Raw genomic sequence first — 16,501 nt, 5'->3', positions numbered from 1 at the left:
ATGACCATCACTCTTGGCCGGCGAACCAATGTTCGCGGGCTTTCAAGATGAGGGCTTTGGCGTCATCGGCGCTGTGGCCGGTGATCTCGGTGAGTTCATCGACCGCGAGGTCGGCGAGGTCGTCGCGGGTGTGCACACCCGCCTCGGCCAGCTTGGGAATCAGCTCGGGGTCGAGGCCTTCGAGGTCGCGCAGATTCTGCGAGACGGTCTCGACGCCCTCTTCCTTGGCGATTTCCATGGTCAACAGCGCATCCTTGGCGCGCGAACGAAGCTCGTTGATGGTGTCTTCGTCGAAGGCTTCGATCTCCAGCATTTCGGAGATCGGCACATAGGCGACTTCCTCGAGGCTGTTGAAGCCCTCGGAGATCAGGATGTCGGCGATTTCCTCGTCGACGTCGAGCTTTTCCATGAACAGCTTGCGGCTGGCGTCGGTTTCGCTCGCCTGCTTCTGGGCCGATTCATTGGCGTCCATGATGTTGATCTTCCAGCCGGTCAGATCGGAGGCGAGCCTCACGTTCTGGCCGCCGCGGCCGATCGCGATGGCGAGGTTTTCCTCGTCGACCACCACGTCCATGGCGTGCTTTTCTTCATCGACCACGATCGACGACACGTTGGCCGGAGCCAGGGCGCCGATCACAAACTGGGCCGGGTCTTCGCTCCACAGCACGATGTCCACGCGCTCGCCGGCGAGCTCGTTGGTCACGGCATTGACGCGGGTGCCGCGCACGCCGACGCAGGTGCCGATCGGGTCGACACGCTTGTCGTGCGAGAGCACGGCGATCTTGGCGCGCGAACCGGGGTCGCGGGCGCAGCTCTTGATTTCGAGCAGGCCCTGTTCGATCTCGGGCACTTCCTGGCGGAACAGCTCGATCATGAACTCGGGCGCCGAGCGCGACAGGATGATCGGCGCGCCGCGCAGCGTCAGGTCGACCTCCATGATCATGGCCCGCACGCGGTCGCCGTTGCGCAGGTTTTCCTTGGCGATCATTTCGCTGCGGCGCAGGCGCCCTTCGACGCGGCCGGCCTCCACGATGATGTCGCCCTTGTCCAGGCGCTTGACGGTACCCACGAAGATCTTGTCGCCGCGCGACATGAAGTCGTTGAGCAGCATCTCGCGCTCGGCGTCGCGGATCTTCTGCAGGATGACCTGCTTGGCCGCCATGGCGCCGATGCGGCCGATCGGCACCGAGTCCACCGCTTCCTCGATGTACTCGCCGACCTCGATGTCGGGCATTTCTTCCTTGGCTTCGAACAGGAGGATTTCCTGGTCGGGCAGCTGCAGGCCGGCTTCGTCGGGGACGACGTGCCAGCGGCGGAAGGTTTCGTAGTCGCCGCTGTCGCGGTCGACCGAGACGCGGATGTCCACGTCGCCCTGGTGGAGCTTCTTGGTGGCTTGCGCCAGCGCGGATTCGACCGCGCCGAAAACCACGTCGCGCTCGACGTTCTTCTCGCGCGAGATCGCATCCACCAACATCAACATTTCGCGATTCATGCCACCCACTCCTCTAGTCAGTCCGGAACGTTGGTTCCGTCGTCAATATCCGAAAAACCCGGTTGGGTTTTGGCCTTGCGGCCCTTGAAATCCACAATTGGCGCGAGCCGCGCATCGCGCAGCTCATCCAGCACGAAACCCAGCGCATGCAACTTTGCAGGCGCGCGCTTCTTGCTGACTTTTTGACCCGGTTTGGGCTCCGGCGCATCGCTCCAGACGATTTGCCAGCCCGGGGCCCCGTCGGCCCCCGCCACGCGCTCCAGCGTGCCGCGAAACTTCTTGCGGGTGGCAGACACCTGCCCCGCCGCCGCGGCACCCATGGGCGCCTTGAGCGTGATGTCGATCACCTCGCCCACGAAACGCTCGAAATCCTGCTCATTGCGAAGCGGACGGTCAATACCCGGCGAGGAAACCTCGAGCCGCTTGTAATCGACACCATCGACCTCGAGCGCAAACTGCAACTGCCGCGTGACCTTCTCGCAATCCTCGACCGTCACGAAGGGTTCGGGAATGCCTGCAGCCACAGCTTCCGATGTGGGGGCAGTCCAGGGCAAATCAATTGTCACGCGCAGCAATCCCCCGGCCGAGCGTTCGATCTCGACCAGGTCGTAGCCGAGACCGGCAACGGTTTGTTCCACTGTCTGCTGCAATGCCACGTGTTTGAATTTGCCTTGTAAAAATGCTTATGCGTGCCACCCGCCCGCCACGGGTGTCACGCATCGAAATTGCATAGACCAAAAAAAACGGGCGGTTGGTACCCGCCCGTTTGGTCGTGAGCCTCGAATTATATGCTATTCCCGTGATAAATGAAGTGGCTTGGGCTGCTCAAAGCGCCACTTTGCGCCGGGATTTTGACCAGACGACGGCAAACAGCACCGAACCGAGCGCCAAGGCGGCGGCCGCCACCAGCAGCGGGAGCTCGAAAGACCCGGTCCGCTGGGCCAGCGGCGCCGCAAACAGCGGGCCGATGATCTGCCCGACGCCATAGGAAGCGGTCGCATAGCCGATCAGCCCGGCTGCGGCATTGCCGCGCAGCCGGCGCGCATCCCGCATCGCAAAAAGTGTGATGGCCGTGAAAGGCATGCCCAGCAGCAGGCTGCCGAGCGCAAAGCCGGTGATGGTGGGCCAGGCCACCGACAGCACCACGCCCAGCGCCTGCAGCGCATAGGCCGCGGCCAGCAGCAGCCGGTTGTCCCAGTGCACGGGCGCGCGGGCGCCGATCAGCGCGCCGGGGATGATCGCCAGCCCGAACAGCGGCCAGAAGAAGTCGGGCCACGGCGAGCCCGGCAGTGCCTGGCGCGCGATCACCGGCAGGAAGGTGGCGGTGATGATGTAGCCGAAGCCGGCCAGCCCATAGAGCGCGACCAGCCAGACGGCGTCGCTGCGCGCGGAAGGCGACGCGGCCGCACCGGCCTGGGCGGAAGGCGCGCCCGCGGAGCCTTGCCCCGAGGGCAGTTCGCCATCGTCGAACACGCGCCAGATCAGCGCCACCAGCACCACCGCCAGCAGGCCCAGGCCGATCCATCCCGCCTCGGAACCCCAGCGCCCCAGGGCGCCGCCGAGCAGGCCGGTCATCGCGATGCCGATGCCGGGGCCGGTGTAGATCACGCCGGCCAGCGCCGGGGAATGGGTTTCGGCGAGCCGCCGCAGCCCCCATCCCGACGCAAAGACGAAGACCCAGGCGCTCATCACGCCGGCCGCGGTGCGCAGGATGCCCCAGCTCGTGAAGCTGTGGAGCACCCCCATGCCCACCAGCAGCGCCGCCGTGGCCACCAGGCCGCCGCGCACCATGCGCTTGGCCTGGATGCCGATGGCCGCGCAACTGACCGCGCCCAGAAAGTAACCGAGGTAATTGAGCGAAGCCAGCACGCCGCCGGCCTCGAGCTGGAGCTTTCCCTCGTGCAACATGATCGGCAGCATGGGCGTGAAGGCAAAGCGCCCCAGGCCCATGGCAACGGCCAAGGTCACCATGCACGCCAGTGCCGCGCGCCAGGCACCGCGCCTGTCCCGTCCGATATCCGACATTTCCTGCGATTCCGTTGTTCTATTCCAGCAGCGCGGCGGCCACCAGTTTCTTGGTGTAGGGGTGCTCGGGCGCGTCGAGTACGCGCTCCACGGCGCCGGCTTCGAGGATGGCGCCGTCCTTCATCACGATGACCTGGTGCGCCATGGCGCGGATCACCTCGACGTCGTGCGTGATCAGCAGGTAGCTCAGGCCGCGCTCGCGCTGCAGGCGCTGCAAGAGGCCCAGCACCTGCTTCTGGATCGTCACGTCGAGCGCGCTGGTGGGTTCGTCGAGCACCAGCAGCTGCGGATCGACGATGAGCGCGCGCGCGATCGCGAGCCGCTGGCGCTGTCCGCCCGAGAACTCGTGCGGATAGCGGTCGAGCAGCGAGGGAAACTGCGCCTCGCCCAGGCCCACGTCGGCCAGCGCCGCCAGCGCCCGCGCGCGGCGCTGCGCCGTGTCGAGCTCAGGCGCGTGCACGCGCAACCCCTCGCCCACGATCTGCTCGACCGTCATGCGCGGCGAGAGCGAGGAGAACGGGTCCTGGAAAACCACCTGCATGACCCGGCGCAAGGCCAGGTCGGAGCTTCGGTCCACCGCCCAGCCCTTGCCATCCACCTTGAGCGCACCCTGGTGCTTCAGCAGCCCGAGGGCGGCCAGCGCCAGCGTGGACTTGCCCGATCCGGACTCGCCGACCACGCCCAGCGTTTCGCCCGGTGCGATGCGGAAATCCGCGTTCTGCACCGCAATGAATTCGCCCTTGCGGAACCAGCCGGCAAAACCGGGCCGCGGCACGGGGTAGCTCACACGCAGGCCCGTGGCCTCGAGCACCGGCCGCGCGCCGGCACCCGCGGGCACGGCGATGACATCGCGCTGCGGATGGCTGTCGATCAGCTTGCGGGTGTAGGCGTGCTGCGGCGCCTCGAACACGGCCGCCACGGCGCCCTGCTCCACCACGTGGCCGTCTTCCATCACGGCAATCCGGTCGGCGAAGCGGCGCACCAGGTTGAGGTCGTGCGTGATGAGCAGCACGGCCATGCCATGCTTGCGCTGCAGATCGGCGAGCAGCTCGAGGATCTGCGCGCGCACCGTGACGTCGAGCGCGGTGGTCGGCTCGTCGGCCAACAGCAGGCGCGGCTTGCAGGCGAGCGCCATGGCGATCATCGCGCGCTGGCGCTGGCCGCCCGAGAGCTGGTGCGGAAACGCCCTCGCCCGCCGCGCCGGCTCCGGAATGCCGGTGTCGGCCAGCAGCTGCACGGCGGCCGCCTGGGCCGCGCGCGCCGACAGGCCCTCGTGCAGTTCGAGCACCTCGGCGATCTGGTCGCCCACGGTGTAGAGCGCGTTGAGGGCGGTCATCGGCTCCTGGAAGATCATCGCGATCTCCTTGCCGCGGATGCCGCGCAGCGCCCGTTCGGGAATCGAGAGCAGGTCGCGCCCGCTTGGCGCATCTGCGGAGCCGAACAAGGTCGCGGTGCCGGCCACGTCGGCGTTCTGCGCCAGGCGCAGCAGCGACAGCGCCGTCACGGTCTTGCCCGAACCCGATTCGCCGACCAGCGCGAGCTTCTCGCCCGCGGCAATGCGGAAGTCGATGCCATGCACCACCTCCTTGCCGCCGAAGGCCACGCGCAGGTCTTTCACGTCCAGCAGCGGCTGGAGATGCTTGATTTGGCTCACTTGTCGGCCTTCCGCGGATCGAGGGCATCGCGCAGCGCGTCGCCCATGAAGGTGAGCAGCATCAGCGTCACGACCAGCACGCCGAAGGTCGAAAGAGAGATCCACCAGGCGTCGATGTTGGCCTTGCCCTGGCTCAGCAGTTCGCCGAGCGACGGCGTGCCCGGCGGCACGCCCAGGCCCAGGAAATCGAGCGAAGTGAGCGCCAGGATGGCCGCGCTCATGCGAAACGGCAGGAAGGTGACGACCGGCACCATGCTGTTGGGCAGGATGTGGCGCCACATGATCTGCAGGTTGCCCACGCCCAAGGCGCGCGCGGCGCGCACGTAGTCCATCTGGCGGTTGCGCAGGAATTCGGCGCGCACGTAGTCGGCCAGGCCCATCCAGCCGAACAGGCTCAGCAGGATCAGCAGCAGCGCCACGCTGGGCGCGAAGATGGCGCTGAAGATGATCAGCAGGTAGAGCTCGGGCATCGAGGCCCAGATCTCGATGAAGCGCTGGAACGCGAGGTCGATCTTGCCCGCGAAGTAGCCCTGCACCGCCCCCGCCGCCACGCCCAGCACGGTGCCAATGACGGTCAGCGCCAGGCCGAACAGCACGCTCACGCGAAAGCCGTAGATCAGCTGCGCGAGCAGGTCGCGGCCGCGGTCGTCGGTGCCGAAGAAGTTCTCGCGCGAAGGCGCCGCGGGATTGGGCTGGGAGGCGAAGTAGTTCAGCGTGCGCGGGCCGTAGCGGTTGGGTGCATAGAGCGCCCAGTTGGCGCCCTCGGTGATGCGCTTCTGGATGAACGGGTCGAGGTAGTCGGCGGGCGTTTCGAAGTCGCCGCCGAAGGTTTTCTCGGAGTAGTCGCGCAGCACGGGAAAGTAGGTCTGCCCGGCGTAGCGCACGACCAGCGGCTTCTCGGTGGACAGCAGTTCGGCGAACAGGCTCAGCACCACCAGGATCGAGAAGACGACCAGGCTCCAGAACCCCAGCGGATTGCGGCGGAAGCGGCGCCAGGCGCGGCGGCCCGGGCTCGCGGAAACAACGGCGGCGCTAGTCAAACTTGACCCTCGGATCGACCCAGACGTAGCAGAGGTCGGAAATCAGCTTGGTGACCAGGCCGATCAGCGTGAACAGGTAGAGCGTGCCCAGCACCACGGGATAGTCGCGGCGGATCACGCTCTCGTAGCTCAGCAGGCCCAGGCCGTCGAGCGTGAACAGCGTCTCGATCAGCAGCGAGCCGGTGAAGAACGCACCGATGAAGGCCGACGGAAAGCCCGTGATGATCGGGATCAGCGCGTTGCGGAACACATGCTTCCAGAGCACCTGCCGCTGCGACAGCCCCTTGGCACGTGCCGTCAGCACGTACTGCTTGCGGATTTCCTCGAGGAAGGAATTCTTCGTGAGCATGGCGGTGACGGCAAAGCTGCCGAGCACCATCGACGTCACCGGCAGCGCGATGTGCCACAGGTAGTCGACGATGCGCGCGCCCCAGTTCATGCTCTCCCAATTGGGCGACGTGAGGCCGCGCAGCGGAAACCACTGCAGCTGCCCGCCGAAGATCACGAGCAGCGCCACCCCCAGCACGAAGCCCGGAATGGCATAGCCGACCAGCACGATCAGCGTGGTGATGAAGTCGAAGCGCGTGCCGGCCCTCACCGCCTTGGCCACGCCGAGCGGCACCGCGATCAGGTAGCTGATGAAGAAGGTCCAGAGGCCGAGGCTGATCGACACCGGCATCTTCTCCTTGATGAGCTGCCAGACGTCCTTGCGCTGGTAGAAGCTGGTGCCCAGGTCGAAGCGTGCGAACGACTTCAGCATGGTCCACAGGCGCTCGTGGGCGGGCTTGTCGAAGCCGTAGAGCTTGCGGATGTCCTCGACGCGCTGCGGGTCGAGTCCCTGGCGGCCGCGGTAGCCGGCGCCGCTGGCCGCGGCCCGCTCGCCACCCGAATCGCGCCCCTGCAACTGCGCCACCATCTGCTCGACCGGGCCGCCCGGCACGAACTGGATCACGCCGAAGGTGATGACGAGCACGCCCAGCAGCGTGGGGATCATCAGCAGCAGGCGCTTGAGGATGTAGCTGGTCATTCGGTGTTCATGTCCGGTGCGGCCGCGTCATTTGTTGATGGGCGAAGCCCACCACGTGGTGAGCGCCCAGTCGCCGGCATCGTAGTACGGCGGAATGGTCGGCGGCAGCACGAACGGCGCCGGCCGGTAGCCGACCAGGAACGCATTGCCGTAGTACTGCGGAATCGAGTAGTAGCCGTTGGAGAGCACCCGGTCGAGCACGCGCATGGCCGTGGCCAGCTCGGGCCGCGTGGTGGCCGCCAGCACCTTGCCGACCACTGCGTCGACCGCCGGATCGGCAATGCCCCAGATATTGGACGAGCCCGTCGTGTCGGCCGCCTTGGAGCCGAACAGCTCGAGCAGTTCGCCGCCCGGCGCGCTGTTGCCGGGCAGGCGCAGCGAGGTCATCTCGAAATCGAAGTTCTGCATGCGCTGCTGCGAGAGCGAGAAATCGACCGTGCGGAACGTCATCTCGATGCCGAGCTTGCGCAGCGCCGTCTGCAGCGGTGTCACGACGCGGATCAGCCCGGGCTGGTCATTGAGGAACTCGATCGTGAAGGCCTCGTTCTTCGCGTTGCGCAGCGCGCCGCCGCGGTAGGTCCAGCCGGCCTCCTCCAGCAGCGCCCTCGCCTTGCGCAGGTTCTCGCGCAGGCTGTTGGGCGGCGCCGTGCTCGGCGGCTGCGGGGCCGGGCCGAACACCTCGGGCTTGAGCTTGCTGCGCAGCGGCTCCATCAGCGCCAGTTCGTCGGGCTTGGGCAGGCCCTCGGCGTGGAACTCGCTGTTCGGAAAGTAGCCCTGCACCCGCGTGTAGAGGCCGTAGAACAGCTGGCGGTTGAGCCACTCGAAATCCATGGCCAAACCAATGGCCTGGCGCACGCGCACGTCCTTGAATTTGTCCTTGCGGATGTTGAACACATAGCCCTGGAAATCGCCGGGGTTGTGGTTCTCGAAGGCGCGCTTGACGATCTCGCCGCTGTCGAACTGCCTGCCCTTGTACTGGCGCGCCCAGTTGCGCGAGGTGAATTCGCGCATGAAGTCGAACTCCCCGGCCTTCAGGCCCTCGAAGCGCGCGGTTTCGTCCAGGTAGACCCGGAAGGTGATGCGATCGAAGTTGTACAGCCCCTTGCGCACCGGCAGGTCGGCGCCCCAGTAGTCGGCGCGGCGCACGTAGGTGATGTCGCGGCCCAGGCGGTCGCTGGCCGGCTTGTAGGGGCCGGAGCCGATCGGCATCTCGGTGACGATCTGGTCGAAGGGCTTGCCCCCGCCCCATTGGCGGCTGAAGACCGCCATGCCGCCAATCACCAGCGGCAGCTCGCGGTTCGGACTCGCGAAGTCGAAGCGCACGACGCGCTCGCTGGTGGCTGTCGCCTTCTTCACTTCGGCGTAGATGGTGCGGTACTGCGGCGCGGCCAGCGGGCCGGTCAGGGTGTTGAACGAATGCACCACGTCGGCCGCCAGCACCGGCGAGCCGTCGTTGAAGCGCGCCTTGGGGTTCAGGCGGAAGGTGGCCGAAAGGCGGTCGGGCGCCACCTCGACGTCTTCGGCAAGCAGGCCATAGACCGTGGTCGGCTCTTCGGAATTGCCCGTCATCAGGCTCTCGAACATCAGCGAGCCGATGCCCGAAGGCGCCGTGCCCTTGAGCGTGAACGGGTTGAGCTTGTCGAAGTTGGTGGGCCGCGTGGGCGGCACCATCCGGATCTCGCCGCCCTTGGGCGCGTTCGGATTGACGTAGCTGAAGTGGGTGAAGCCGGGCGGGTACTTGATGTCGCCGAACTGCGCGTAGGCATGGGCGGCCCATGAAGGAGCCGCCGAGAGCGCCAGAAAAAGAAGCAGCCAAACCCGCATGCGAGAATTCTGCCCAAGATTTTCACGAGGCAACTTCATGGGCTTTCTTTCCGGCAAAAAACTGTTGATCACCGGCGTGTTGAGCAATCGCTCCATTGCCTACGGCATAGCCAAGGCCTGTCACGAACAAGGCGCCGAGCTTGCTTTCAGCTACGTCGGCGAGCGATTCAAGGACCGTATCACCGAATTCGCCGCGGACTTCGGCTCCAAGCTTATTTTTGACTGCGACGTGGGCGACGACGCGCAGATCGACAAGCTCTTTGCCGATCTGGCGCAGGCGTGGCCCAGGTTCGACGGGTTCGTGCACAGCATCGGCTTTGCGCCGCGCGAGGCCATTGCGGGCGACTTCCTCGAAGGCTTGTCGCGCGAGGGCTTCAAGATTGCGCACGACATCAGCGCCTACAGCTTCCCGGCCATGGCCAAGGCGGCCCTGCCCTATCTCAACGACAAGTCGGCGCTCCTCACGCTGACCTACCTGGGCGCCGAGCGCGCGCTGCCCAACTACAACACCATGGGGCTGGCCAAGGCCTCGCTCGAGGCCTCGGTGCGCTACACCGCGGCTTCGCTCGGCCCCAAGGGCATGCGGGTCAACGGCATCAGCGCCGGGCCGATCAAGACGCTGGCGGCCAGCGGCATCAAGGGCTTCGGCAAGATGCTGTCCGCCGTGGCCGACGCCTCGCCCATCCGCCGCAACGTGACCATCGAGGAAGTCGGCAACGTGGCTGCCTTCCTGCTGAGCGACCTGGCCAGCGGCGTCACCGCCGAGATCACCTATGTGGACGGCGGCTTCAGCAACGTCGTGGCGGGCATGGCCGAGTAATCCTCGGCCGAGTAATCGATCGGCAGCGGCCTCTTGCTGAACAGACGTTCCCTCCTGCTCGCCGGCCTCGGCGCGCTGGCGGCCCGCGTGGCCGCCGCGCGCGAGACCGCGCCGGCCTTGATGCTGGCCGAGGTCTACCGCCCCGGCATGTCGCTGGACGACTACTGGGTCAGCGAAAAATTCGACGGCGTGCGCGGCTACTGGGACGGCAAGCAGCTGTGGACGCGTGGCGGCGAACCGGTGGTGGCGCCCGCCTGGTTCATCGCGCCGTTGCCCAAGCAGCCGCTCGACGGCGAGCTGTGGGCCGGCAGGGGCCAGTTCGCGCATGCGGTTTCCACCGTGCGCAGCCAGACGCCCAACGACACCGCCTGGCACAGCATGCGCTTCATGGTGTTCGACCTCCCGGCCCAGGGCGGCGATTTCACGGCGCGGCTGGCCGTCTTGCGCAAGCTGCTGCCGATCACCGATGCGCCGTGGGTGGTGCCCGTGCCGCAGGAGCGCGCCACCACCCATGCGGATCTGCAGGCCCTGCTCGCCAAGACCGTGAAGATGGGCGGCGAGGGCCTGATGCTGCACCGGGGCGGATCGCTCTACCGCGCCGAGCGCAACAGCGACCTGCTCAAGGTCAAGACCCACGATGACGCCGAGGCCCGCGTGGTCGGCCACATGCCCGGCAAGGGCCGGCACAGCGGCCGGTTGGGCGCGCTGCTGGTCGAAACTCCCGAGGGCAAGCGCTTCAAGCTCGGCAGCGGCCTGACCGATGCCGAGCGCGAGAACCCGCCCGCCATCGGCAGCTGGGTGACCTACCGCTACAACGGCACCAACCCGGGCGGCTTGCCCAGGTTCGCGCGCTTCATGCGGGTGCGCAGCGACCGGCCCTCCTGAAGCGCGGCGCGCGCCCTCCCCGCTTCTTGCCGCCTACTTCTTCGGCGCGGCCACGCAGTCCGCGTAGTAGCGCTTCTTACCGGTTTCGTCGATGCGCGCCACCAGGCCGTGGATGTCGGTCTCGAAGCCCGGGCACTGCGAGTTGAACTCGCGCGAGAACCGGAGGTAGTCGACGATCTTCTTGTTGAACACCTCGCCCGGAATCAGGAGCGGAATGCCCGGCGGGTACGGCGTGATCAGGCTCGTGGTGATGCGGCCTTCGAGCTCGTCGATCTCCACGCGTTCGGTCTTGCGGTGCGCAATGTGGGCGAAGGCGTCGCTCGGCTTCATGGCGGGCGTGAGGTCGCTCAGGTACATCTCGGTCGTCAGGCGCGCCACGTCGTAGCGTGCGTAGAGCTGGTGGATGTGCTGGCACAGGTCGCGCAGGCCCAGGCGTTCGTAGCCGGGGTGCTGCTGGCAGAACTCCGGCAGGATGCGCCACATCGGCTGGTTGCGCGCGTAGTCGTCCTTGAACTGCTGCAGCGCCGTGAGCAGCGTGTTCCAGCGGCCCTTGGTGATGCCGATGGTGAACATGATGAAGAAGCTGTAGAGCCCGGTCTTCTCCACGATCACGCCGTGTTCGGCCAGGAACTTGGTCACCACGCTGGCGGGAATGCCGGTCTCGGCAAAGTTGCCTTCCAGGTCGAGGCCCGGCGTCACGATGGTCGACTTGATCGGGTCGAGCATGTTGAAGCCGTCGGCCAGTTCGCCGAAGCCGTGCCAGTTGCGCGGCGACTTCTTGTTCTTGCTCTGCTTGCCGTTCTTCTCGCCCGTCATGATCCAGTCTTCGGCGCGGCCGATGCCTTCGTCGACGAGCTTCTCGGGGCCCCAGACCTTGAACCACCACTCGTCCTTGCCGAATTCGTCTTCCACCTTGCGCATGGCACGGCGGAAGTCGAGCGCCTCCAGGATGCTCTCTTCCACCAGCGCGGTGCCGCCGGGCGGCTCCATCATGGCGGCGGCCACGTCGCAGCTCGCGATGATCGCGTACTGCGGGCTGGTCGACGAGTGCATCAGGTAGGCCTCGTTGAACAGGTCGCGGTCGAGCGCACGGTTCTGCGAGTCCTGCACCAGCACGTGGCTGGCCTGGCTGATGCCCGCGAGCAGCTTGTGGGTCGACTGCGTGGCAAACACCAGCGACTCCTTGGGCCGCACGCGGCGCTTGCCCATCGCGTGATAGGCGCCGTAGAACGGGTGGAAGGCCGCATGCGGCAGCCAGGCCTCGTCGAAATGCAGCGTGTCGACGTAGCCGTCGAGCATGTTCTTGATGGTCTCGGTGTTGTAGATCACGCCGTCGTAGGTCGACTGGGTGAGCGTCATCACGCGCGGCTTGACCTTGTTGGGATCCACGTCGGCCAAGAGCGGGTTGGCCTTGATCTTGGCCTTGATGGCGCTCTGCTCGAACTCGCTCTTCGGAATCGGTCCGATGATGCCGAAGTGGTTGCGCGTGGGCTTCATGAACACCGGGATCGCGCCGGTCATGATGATCGCGTGCAAGATCGACTTGTGGCAGTTGCGGTCGACCACCACCACGTCGTCGGGCGCCACCGTGTGGTGCCAGACCATCTTGTTGCTGGTGCTGGTGCCGTTGGTCACGAAGAAGCAATGGTCGGCGTTGAAGATGCGCGCGGCGTTGCGTTCGCTGGCCGCCACCGGGCCGGTGTGGTCGAGCAGCTGGCCGAGTTCTTCCACCGCGTTGCAGACGTCGGCGCGCAGCATGTTCTCGCCGAAGAACTGGTGGAACATCTGGCCCACGGGGCTCTTCAGGAACGCCACGCCGCCCGAATGGCCCGGGCAGTGCCACGAGTACGAGCCGTCTTCGGCGTAGTCGATCAGCGCCTTGAAGAACGGCGGCTGCACGCCTTCGAGGTAGCTCTTGGCCTCGCGGATGATGTGGCGCGCCACGAACTCCGGCGTGTCCTCGAACATGTGGATGAAGCCGTGCAGCTCGCGCAGGATGTCGTTGGGAATGTGGCGCGAGGTCTTGGTTTCGCCGTAGATGTAGATCGGCACGTCGGCGTTCTTGCGCCGCACCTCGCCGATGAAGTTGCGCAGGCTCAGCACCGCGGGATCGAGGTCGGGGCCGACCGTGAATTCCTCGTCGTCGATCGACAGGATGAAGGCGCTGGCGCGGCTTTGCTGCTGCGCGAACTGGCTCAGGTCCCCGTAGCTCGTGACGCCCAGCACCTCGAAGCCCTCCGTCTCGATGGCCTGCGCAAGCGCGCGAATGCCGAGGCCCGAAGTGTTTTCGGAGCGGAAGTCCTCGTCGATGATGACGATGGGGAAGCGAAATTTCATGGGCAGGGCTCCGGACAGGCAATGAGGCGCGAAGTGTACGGAATTCGGATGAAGGATTGAGTCAGGTTTTGACACAGAATGTCGTGCATTCACCAAAGAGGAGAAGTCATGGCGAATTCCACCATCTGGTGGCTGATAGCGGGGGCCGCCATCGTGCTGGAGTTGCTTTCCGGCACGGTCTACCTGTTGCTGCTGGCGACCGGTTTCGCAGCGGCGGCCATTGCGGCGCATCTGGGCGCCGGCACCGTCGCGCAACTGGTGGTGGCGGCCGTCGTGGGCGTGGGCGCGGTCCTGGTCTGGTATGCCGTTCAGCGCCGCCGCCCGGCCGCACCGCCTACGACATCGAACCGCGATGTCAATCTGGACATCGGCGAGATCATCCACGTCGAGGCCTGGAACCCCGACGGCACCGCCACCGTTCGCTACCGCGGCGCCCAGTGGACCGTGATCCCGCGCTCGGGCCAGGCCCCCACCACCGGCGAGCACCGCGTGGTCGAGGTGGTCGGCAGCCGCCTCGTGGTCGACAAGACCTGATCAGAACAGAACAGAACCCTAGAGGAGAAAACCATGGAATTTTCGGTCCCCATCATCATCCTGGTCATCGCGATCATCTTCATCAGCCAGTCGGTCAAGTTCGTGCCGCAGCAGAACGCCTGGGTGCGCGAGCGCCTGGGCAAGTACCACGGCACCATGACGCCCGGCCCCAACTTCCTGATCCCGTTCATCGACCGGGTCGCCTACAAGCACAGCCTGAAGGAAATCCCGCTCGACGTGCCGAGCCAGATCTGCATCACGCGCGACAACACCCAGCTGCAGGTCGACGGCATCCTGTACTTCCAGGTGACCGACCCGATGCGCGCGAGCTACGGCTCGTCGAACTACATCGTGGCCGTGACGCAGCTGGCGCAAACGTCGCTGCGCAGCGTGATCGGCAAGCTCGAACTCGACAAGACCTTCGAGGAGCGCGACGTCATCAACGCGCAGGTGGTCGCGGCCATCGACGAGGCGGCGCTCAACTGGGGCGTGAAGGTGCTGCGCTACGAGATCAAGGACCTGACGCCGCCCAAGGAAATCCTGCTGGCCATGCAGGCGCAGATCACCGCCGAGCGCGGCAAGCGTGCCCTCATCGCCGCCTCCGAAGGCCGCCGCCAGGAACAGATCAACATCGCCACCGGCGAGCGCGAGGCCTTCATCGCCCGCTCCGAAGGCGAGAAGCAGGCCCAGATCAACAATGCCCAGGGCGAGGCCGCCGCCATCACGGCCGTGGCCACCGCCACGGCCGACGCCATCGAACGCGTGGCAGCCGCCATCCGCCAGCCCGGCGGCGAACAGGCCGTGCAGCTCAAGGTGGCCGAGCGCGCGGTCGACGCCTACGGCAAGGTCGCGGCCGATTCCAAGACCACGCTGATCGTGCCCAGCAACATGACCGAAACCGCCGCCCTCATCGCCTCCGCGATGCGCATGGTCCAGGCCGGCAAGCCGCAGAATCCGGCCTGAGCGACTGCTACAATCGAGGGCTCAGGAGCGGTGGATGAGCGGTTTAAGTCGCACGCCTGGAAAGCGTGTGAGGGTTAATAGCCCTCCGCGGGTTCGAATCCCGCCTGCTCCGCCAGAGAACTAGGTTTCATGCGGGTTTCCAGCCCATTAGCATATTTACCCCACATCAAACCCATCAACGCAGAAATGCTTGATGGGTTTTTTGTTCGCGCGGCAGATGCCTTCGCCCTTTTGGTCGCTTGCGCTTCCCTAGATGCGAGTTCGTGCGCTCGGCGGCAGCAAGACATGTACTGAACCCGACACGTCTGCGGCAAACAAGAGCTGCCGACAACCGAAATGCGGTTCTAGTGCGAATAATTGCCGGCCTGCAGCGGCCGCCCACCCTTCAATACGTCTCGGCAGTAGTGCCAGTAGGTAGCCAAGGCCGATTCGCTCGCAACAGCCTCAAAGGCTAAGACTTCGCAACGTCTACCCGGCAGCTTCTATCTTGAACACGCGCTCAAGCTCGACCAGCGCCTGCCGCATCTGGAGAAATGTGTTCTCCAGTTCGGGCCTGCCTTCGTGGCCAGGCTCGGGGAAGCCAATCGTCGAGTAATCCGTCCGCTGCATGAAGTGGCTTACGGCTCCTTCGAACTGGCGAAGTGCCGAGGCGTACTGATGGTAGGTGGTCATCCGTCCATTCTGGCGGGCATCCGCGATGGTGCGGATGCCAACCGGTGCCGCGTGATCAATGCGGCATCGTTGCGACCGCATGATCAATGCTGTTGCGGCGGCCTCCGACCTCCGGCAGCCGGGCTACATTGAGGGGAGGCGATATACCAACAACCACTCCACGATGACGTATGAAGAACTCTATGAACGACGAAGACCGCCTTGAGCTTCTCGGCGCCATAACCTGGTACTTCGAGGCAAAAGCGCTGTCCCTTGCTACTGTGCTCAGTCTCCGCGCGCCATTGAGTGCTGAGCAACAGCGCCAACTGCGGTATGGGTATTCACAGTACTTTGTCTCGCTGATGTCTGCAGTTGATGTAGTTACGGAAAGCAAAGACGGCCCAGCGTTCAATGCGCTGCTGTGTTCACGCCTAGTCGCGGCTGGCCTAGAAGATGGCGCGGCGAACTTGCGCTATCTACGCGAGTTACGAAATGCGATCGTTCACCGCAACGAGGACATTTCAGCTCGAGCTGATTTCTGGGAAAACTTCCCAATGCTCCACGCACCGGCTGTCACGAATCGCAGTGGGACGACGCAGCTCAAATCACCCCTGACATACGTGATACAGCTCGTGGAACTTTGCGAATCGAAGGTTGGCCCAGCAATTGACGAGCATCTCTCCAATCACGACATGTTCGGTCAGATCGAGACACCCCCGGCTGAGCGCATCGCCAAGCTCGTTGCATTTCTACAAAGCGATCAAACGATTCCGAAATCAGTGCAGGGGCAGGCAATCGGACTAATGGCAGACATCGACTTCAAGCAAGCAGACCAAGCCAGGTTCGACAATGTCCGGAAGAGTTTGACCCCTATCAACTTGCCGGACCCTCGAAGCAGGCCAAGCGGGAAGTTCGTGATCTGATCAAAAAGGGTTTCGTGTGGGCTGAGCATCCACCCCTCTATTCAGCCTAGGGTGTTGCGGTCCGAGAGTGGAAACGACGACCAGATCGTTTGAGGCGCTCATTCCAAGCGCTTACATGTGAAAATGCGCGCGCGGGCGAGAGGGAGAGCGCGCGACCGCAAGGCGGCATCTATGACCGAAGCAGGAGGCTAGTGAAACCGTTTCATTGGAAGCTCGTGGGCTCAGCCGTAGTGCTGTTGATACTAGGTTCACTCATCGGCTGCAGCCTTTCTGCCTCCTGGCCGCTCCGGTCGTGTGTGCGCTCGGCATTGCACGGCGTCGTCTCC

General features: G+C 65.3%; 14 protein-coding genes and 1 tRNA gene. 6 read left to right on the top strand and 9 right to left on the bottom strand.

Annotated features, from left to right (window positions below):
* Positions 1-7 precede the first annotated feature (7 nt).
* The 7 genes from nusA to ACAM58_RS13165 all read right to left on the bottom strand — a co-directional run bounded on the left by nusA (position 8) and on the right by ACAM58_RS13165 (position 9,062).
* Complete coding sequence (gene nusA / locus ACAM58_RS13195) at positions 8-1,492, bottom strand: transcription termination factor NusA (RefSeq protein ID WP_012747851.1); 1,485 nt, start codon at positions 1,490-1,492, stop codon at positions 8-10.
* Positions 1,493-1,509: 17 nt separating this feature from the next.
* The gene (gene rimP, locus ACAM58_RS13190; RefSeq protein WP_012747850.1) at positions 1,510-2,148 is read right to left on the bottom strand and encodes a ribosome maturation factor RimP; all 639 of its coding nucleotides are present in this window, start codon (positions 2,146-2,148) and stop codon (positions 1,510-1,512) included.
* A gap of 169 nt (positions 2,149-2,317) precedes the next feature.
* Positions 2,318-3,517 (bottom strand): YbfB/YjiJ family MFS transporter, encoded by a 1,200-nt coding sequence (locus ACAM58_RS13185; protein ID WP_307595480.1) that lies wholly within the window; start codon positions 3,515-3,517, stop codon positions 2,318-2,320.
* Positions 3,518-3,536: 19 nt separating this feature from the next.
* Positions 3,537-5,171, bottom strand: coding sequence for an ABC transporter ATP-binding protein (locus ACAM58_RS13180; RefSeq protein WP_369662948.1), 1,635 nt, complete (start codon positions 5,169-5,171; stop codon positions 3,537-3,539).
* Entirely contained in the window at positions 5,168-6,211 is a 1,044-nt protein-coding gene (locus tag ACAM58_RS13175) for an ABC transporter permease (RefSeq protein WP_124959587.1), read from the bottom strand. The genes ACAM58_RS13180 and ACAM58_RS13175 overlap by 4 nt, the downstream gene beginning before the upstream one ends.
* Positions 6,204-7,238, bottom strand: coding sequence for a microcin C ABC transporter permease YejB (locus tag ACAM58_RS13170; RefSeq protein ID WP_369662947.1), 1,035 nt, complete (start codon positions 7,236-7,238; stop codon positions 6,204-6,206). Before ACAM58_RS13170 ends, ACAM58_RS13175 begins: the two co-directional genes overlap by 8 nt.
* Before the next feature lie 27 nt (positions 7,239-7,265).
* Positions 7,266-9,062 (bottom strand): extracellular solute-binding protein, encoded by a 1,797-nt coding sequence (locus ACAM58_RS13165; RefSeq protein ID WP_369662946.1) that lies wholly within the window; start codon positions 9,060-9,062, stop codon positions 7,266-7,268.
* Positions 9,063-9,099: 37 nt separating this feature from the next.
* On the opposite strand from ACAM58_RS13165, the gene fabI reads away from it, so the two are divergent.
* Positions 9,100-9,882 (top strand): enoyl-ACP reductase FabI, encoded by a 783-nt coding sequence (gene fabI, locus ACAM58_RS13160; protein WP_012747844.1) that lies wholly within the window; start codon positions 9,100-9,102, stop codon positions 9,880-9,882.
* A 33-nt stretch (positions 9,883-9,915) separates the two neighbouring features.
* Complete coding sequence (locus ACAM58_RS13155) at positions 9,916-10,767, top strand: DNA ligase (protein ID WP_369662945.1); 852 nt, start codon at positions 9,916-9,918, stop codon at positions 10,765-10,767.
* Positions 10,768-10,800: 33 nt separating this feature from the next.
* Here ACAM58_RS13155 and ACAM58_RS13150 read toward each other — a convergent pair whose 3' ends face one another.
* Positions 10,801-13,104: an Orn/Lys/Arg decarboxylase N-terminal domain-containing protein gene (locus ACAM58_RS13150; RefSeq protein ID WP_369662944.1), complete on the bottom strand. Its 2,304-nt coding sequence runs from the start codon at positions 13,102-13,104 to the stop codon at positions 10,801-10,803.
* A 108-nt stretch (positions 13,105-13,212) separates the two neighbouring features.
* Here ACAM58_RS13150 and ACAM58_RS13145 point away from each other — a divergent pair, with 108 nt between their 5' ends.
* The 3 genes from ACAM58_RS13145 (at position 13,213) to ACAM58_RS13135 (ending at position 14,716) form a co-directional block, all read left to right on the top strand.
* Positions 13,213-13,638 carry an NfeD family protein gene (locus ACAM58_RS13145; protein ID WP_369662943.1) on the top strand — a complete coding sequence of 142 codons (426 nt, stop codon included), beginning with the start codon at positions 13,213-13,215 and terminating at the stop codon, positions 13,636-13,638.
* Between the two features lie 33 nt (positions 13,639-13,671).
* Positions 13,672-14,601 (top strand): SPFH domain-containing protein, encoded by a 930-nt coding sequence (locus ACAM58_RS13140; protein WP_012747840.1) that lies wholly within the window; start codon positions 13,672-13,674, stop codon positions 14,599-14,601.
* Positions 14,602-14,625: 24 nt separating this feature from the next.
* Positions 14,626-14,716, top strand: a tRNA-Ser gene (locus ACAM58_RS13135).
* A 353-nt stretch (positions 14,717-15,069) separates the two neighbouring features.
* Here the strand turns inward: ACAM58_RS13135 and ACAM58_RS13130 are convergent.
* Complete coding sequence (locus ACAM58_RS13130; protein ID WP_369662942.1) at positions 15,070-15,273, bottom strand: hypothetical protein; 204 nt, start codon at positions 15,271-15,273, stop codon at positions 15,070-15,072.
* 182 nt (positions 15,274-15,455) lie between these two features.
* Between ACAM58_RS13130 and ACAM58_RS13125 the strand changes: the two genes are divergently transcribed.
* On the top strand, positions 15,456-16,175 hold the full coding sequence (locus tag ACAM58_RS13125) for a hypothetical protein (RefSeq protein ID WP_369662941.1): 720 nt from the start codon (positions 15,456-15,458) through the stop codon (positions 16,173-16,175).
* Positions 16,176-16,501 lie beyond the last annotated feature (326 nt).

This window comes from Variovorax sp. V116 (assembly GCF_041154435.1).
Taxonomy (GTDB): Bacteria; Pseudomonadota; Gammaproteobacteria; order Burkholderiales; family Burkholderiaceae_C; genus Variovorax; species Variovorax paradoxus.
Note: the sequence above shows the minus strand (reverse complement) of the source record. Positions and strands in the feature narration are given on the sequence as shown.

Coding starts and splice junctions, on each gene's coding strand:
- nusA (WP_012747851.1), bottom strand. CDS start 1,492: ATGAATCGCGAAATGTTGATGTTGGTGGATGCGATCTCGCGCGAGAAG.
- ACAM58_RS13185 (WP_307595480.1), bottom strand. CDS start 3,517: ATGTCGGATATCGGACGGGACAGGCGCGGTGCCTGGCGCGCGGCACTG.
- ACAM58_RS13170 (WP_369662947.1), bottom strand. CDS start 7,238: ATGACCAGCTACATCCTCAAGCGCCTGCTGCTGATGATCCCCACGCTG.
- ACAM58_RS13165 (WP_369662946.1), bottom strand. CDS start 9,062: ATGCGGGTTTGGCTGCTTCTTTTTCTGGCGCTCTCGGCGGCTCCTTCA.
- fabI (WP_012747844.1), top strand. CDS start 9,100: ATGGGCTTTCTTTCCGGCAAAAAACTGTTGATCACCGGCGTGTTGAGC.
- ACAM58_RS13150 (WP_369662944.1), bottom strand. CDS start 13,104: ATGAAATTTCGCTTCCCCATCGTCATCATCGACGAGGACTTCCGCTCC.
- ACAM58_RS13145 (WP_369662943.1), top strand. CDS start 13,213: ATGGCGAATTCCACCATCTGGTGGCTGATAGCGGGGGCCGCCATCGTG.
- ACAM58_RS13140 (WP_012747840.1), top strand. CDS start 13,672: ATGGAATTTTCGGTCCCCATCATCATCCTGGTCATCGCGATCATCTTC.
- ACAM58_RS13130 (WP_369662942.1), bottom strand. CDS start 15,273: ATGACCACCTACCATCAGTACGCCTCGGCACTTCGCCAGTTCGAAGGA.
- ACAM58_RS13125 (WP_369662941.1), top strand. CDS start 15,456: ATGAACGACGAAGACCGCCTTGAGCTTCTCGGCGCCATAACCTGGTAC.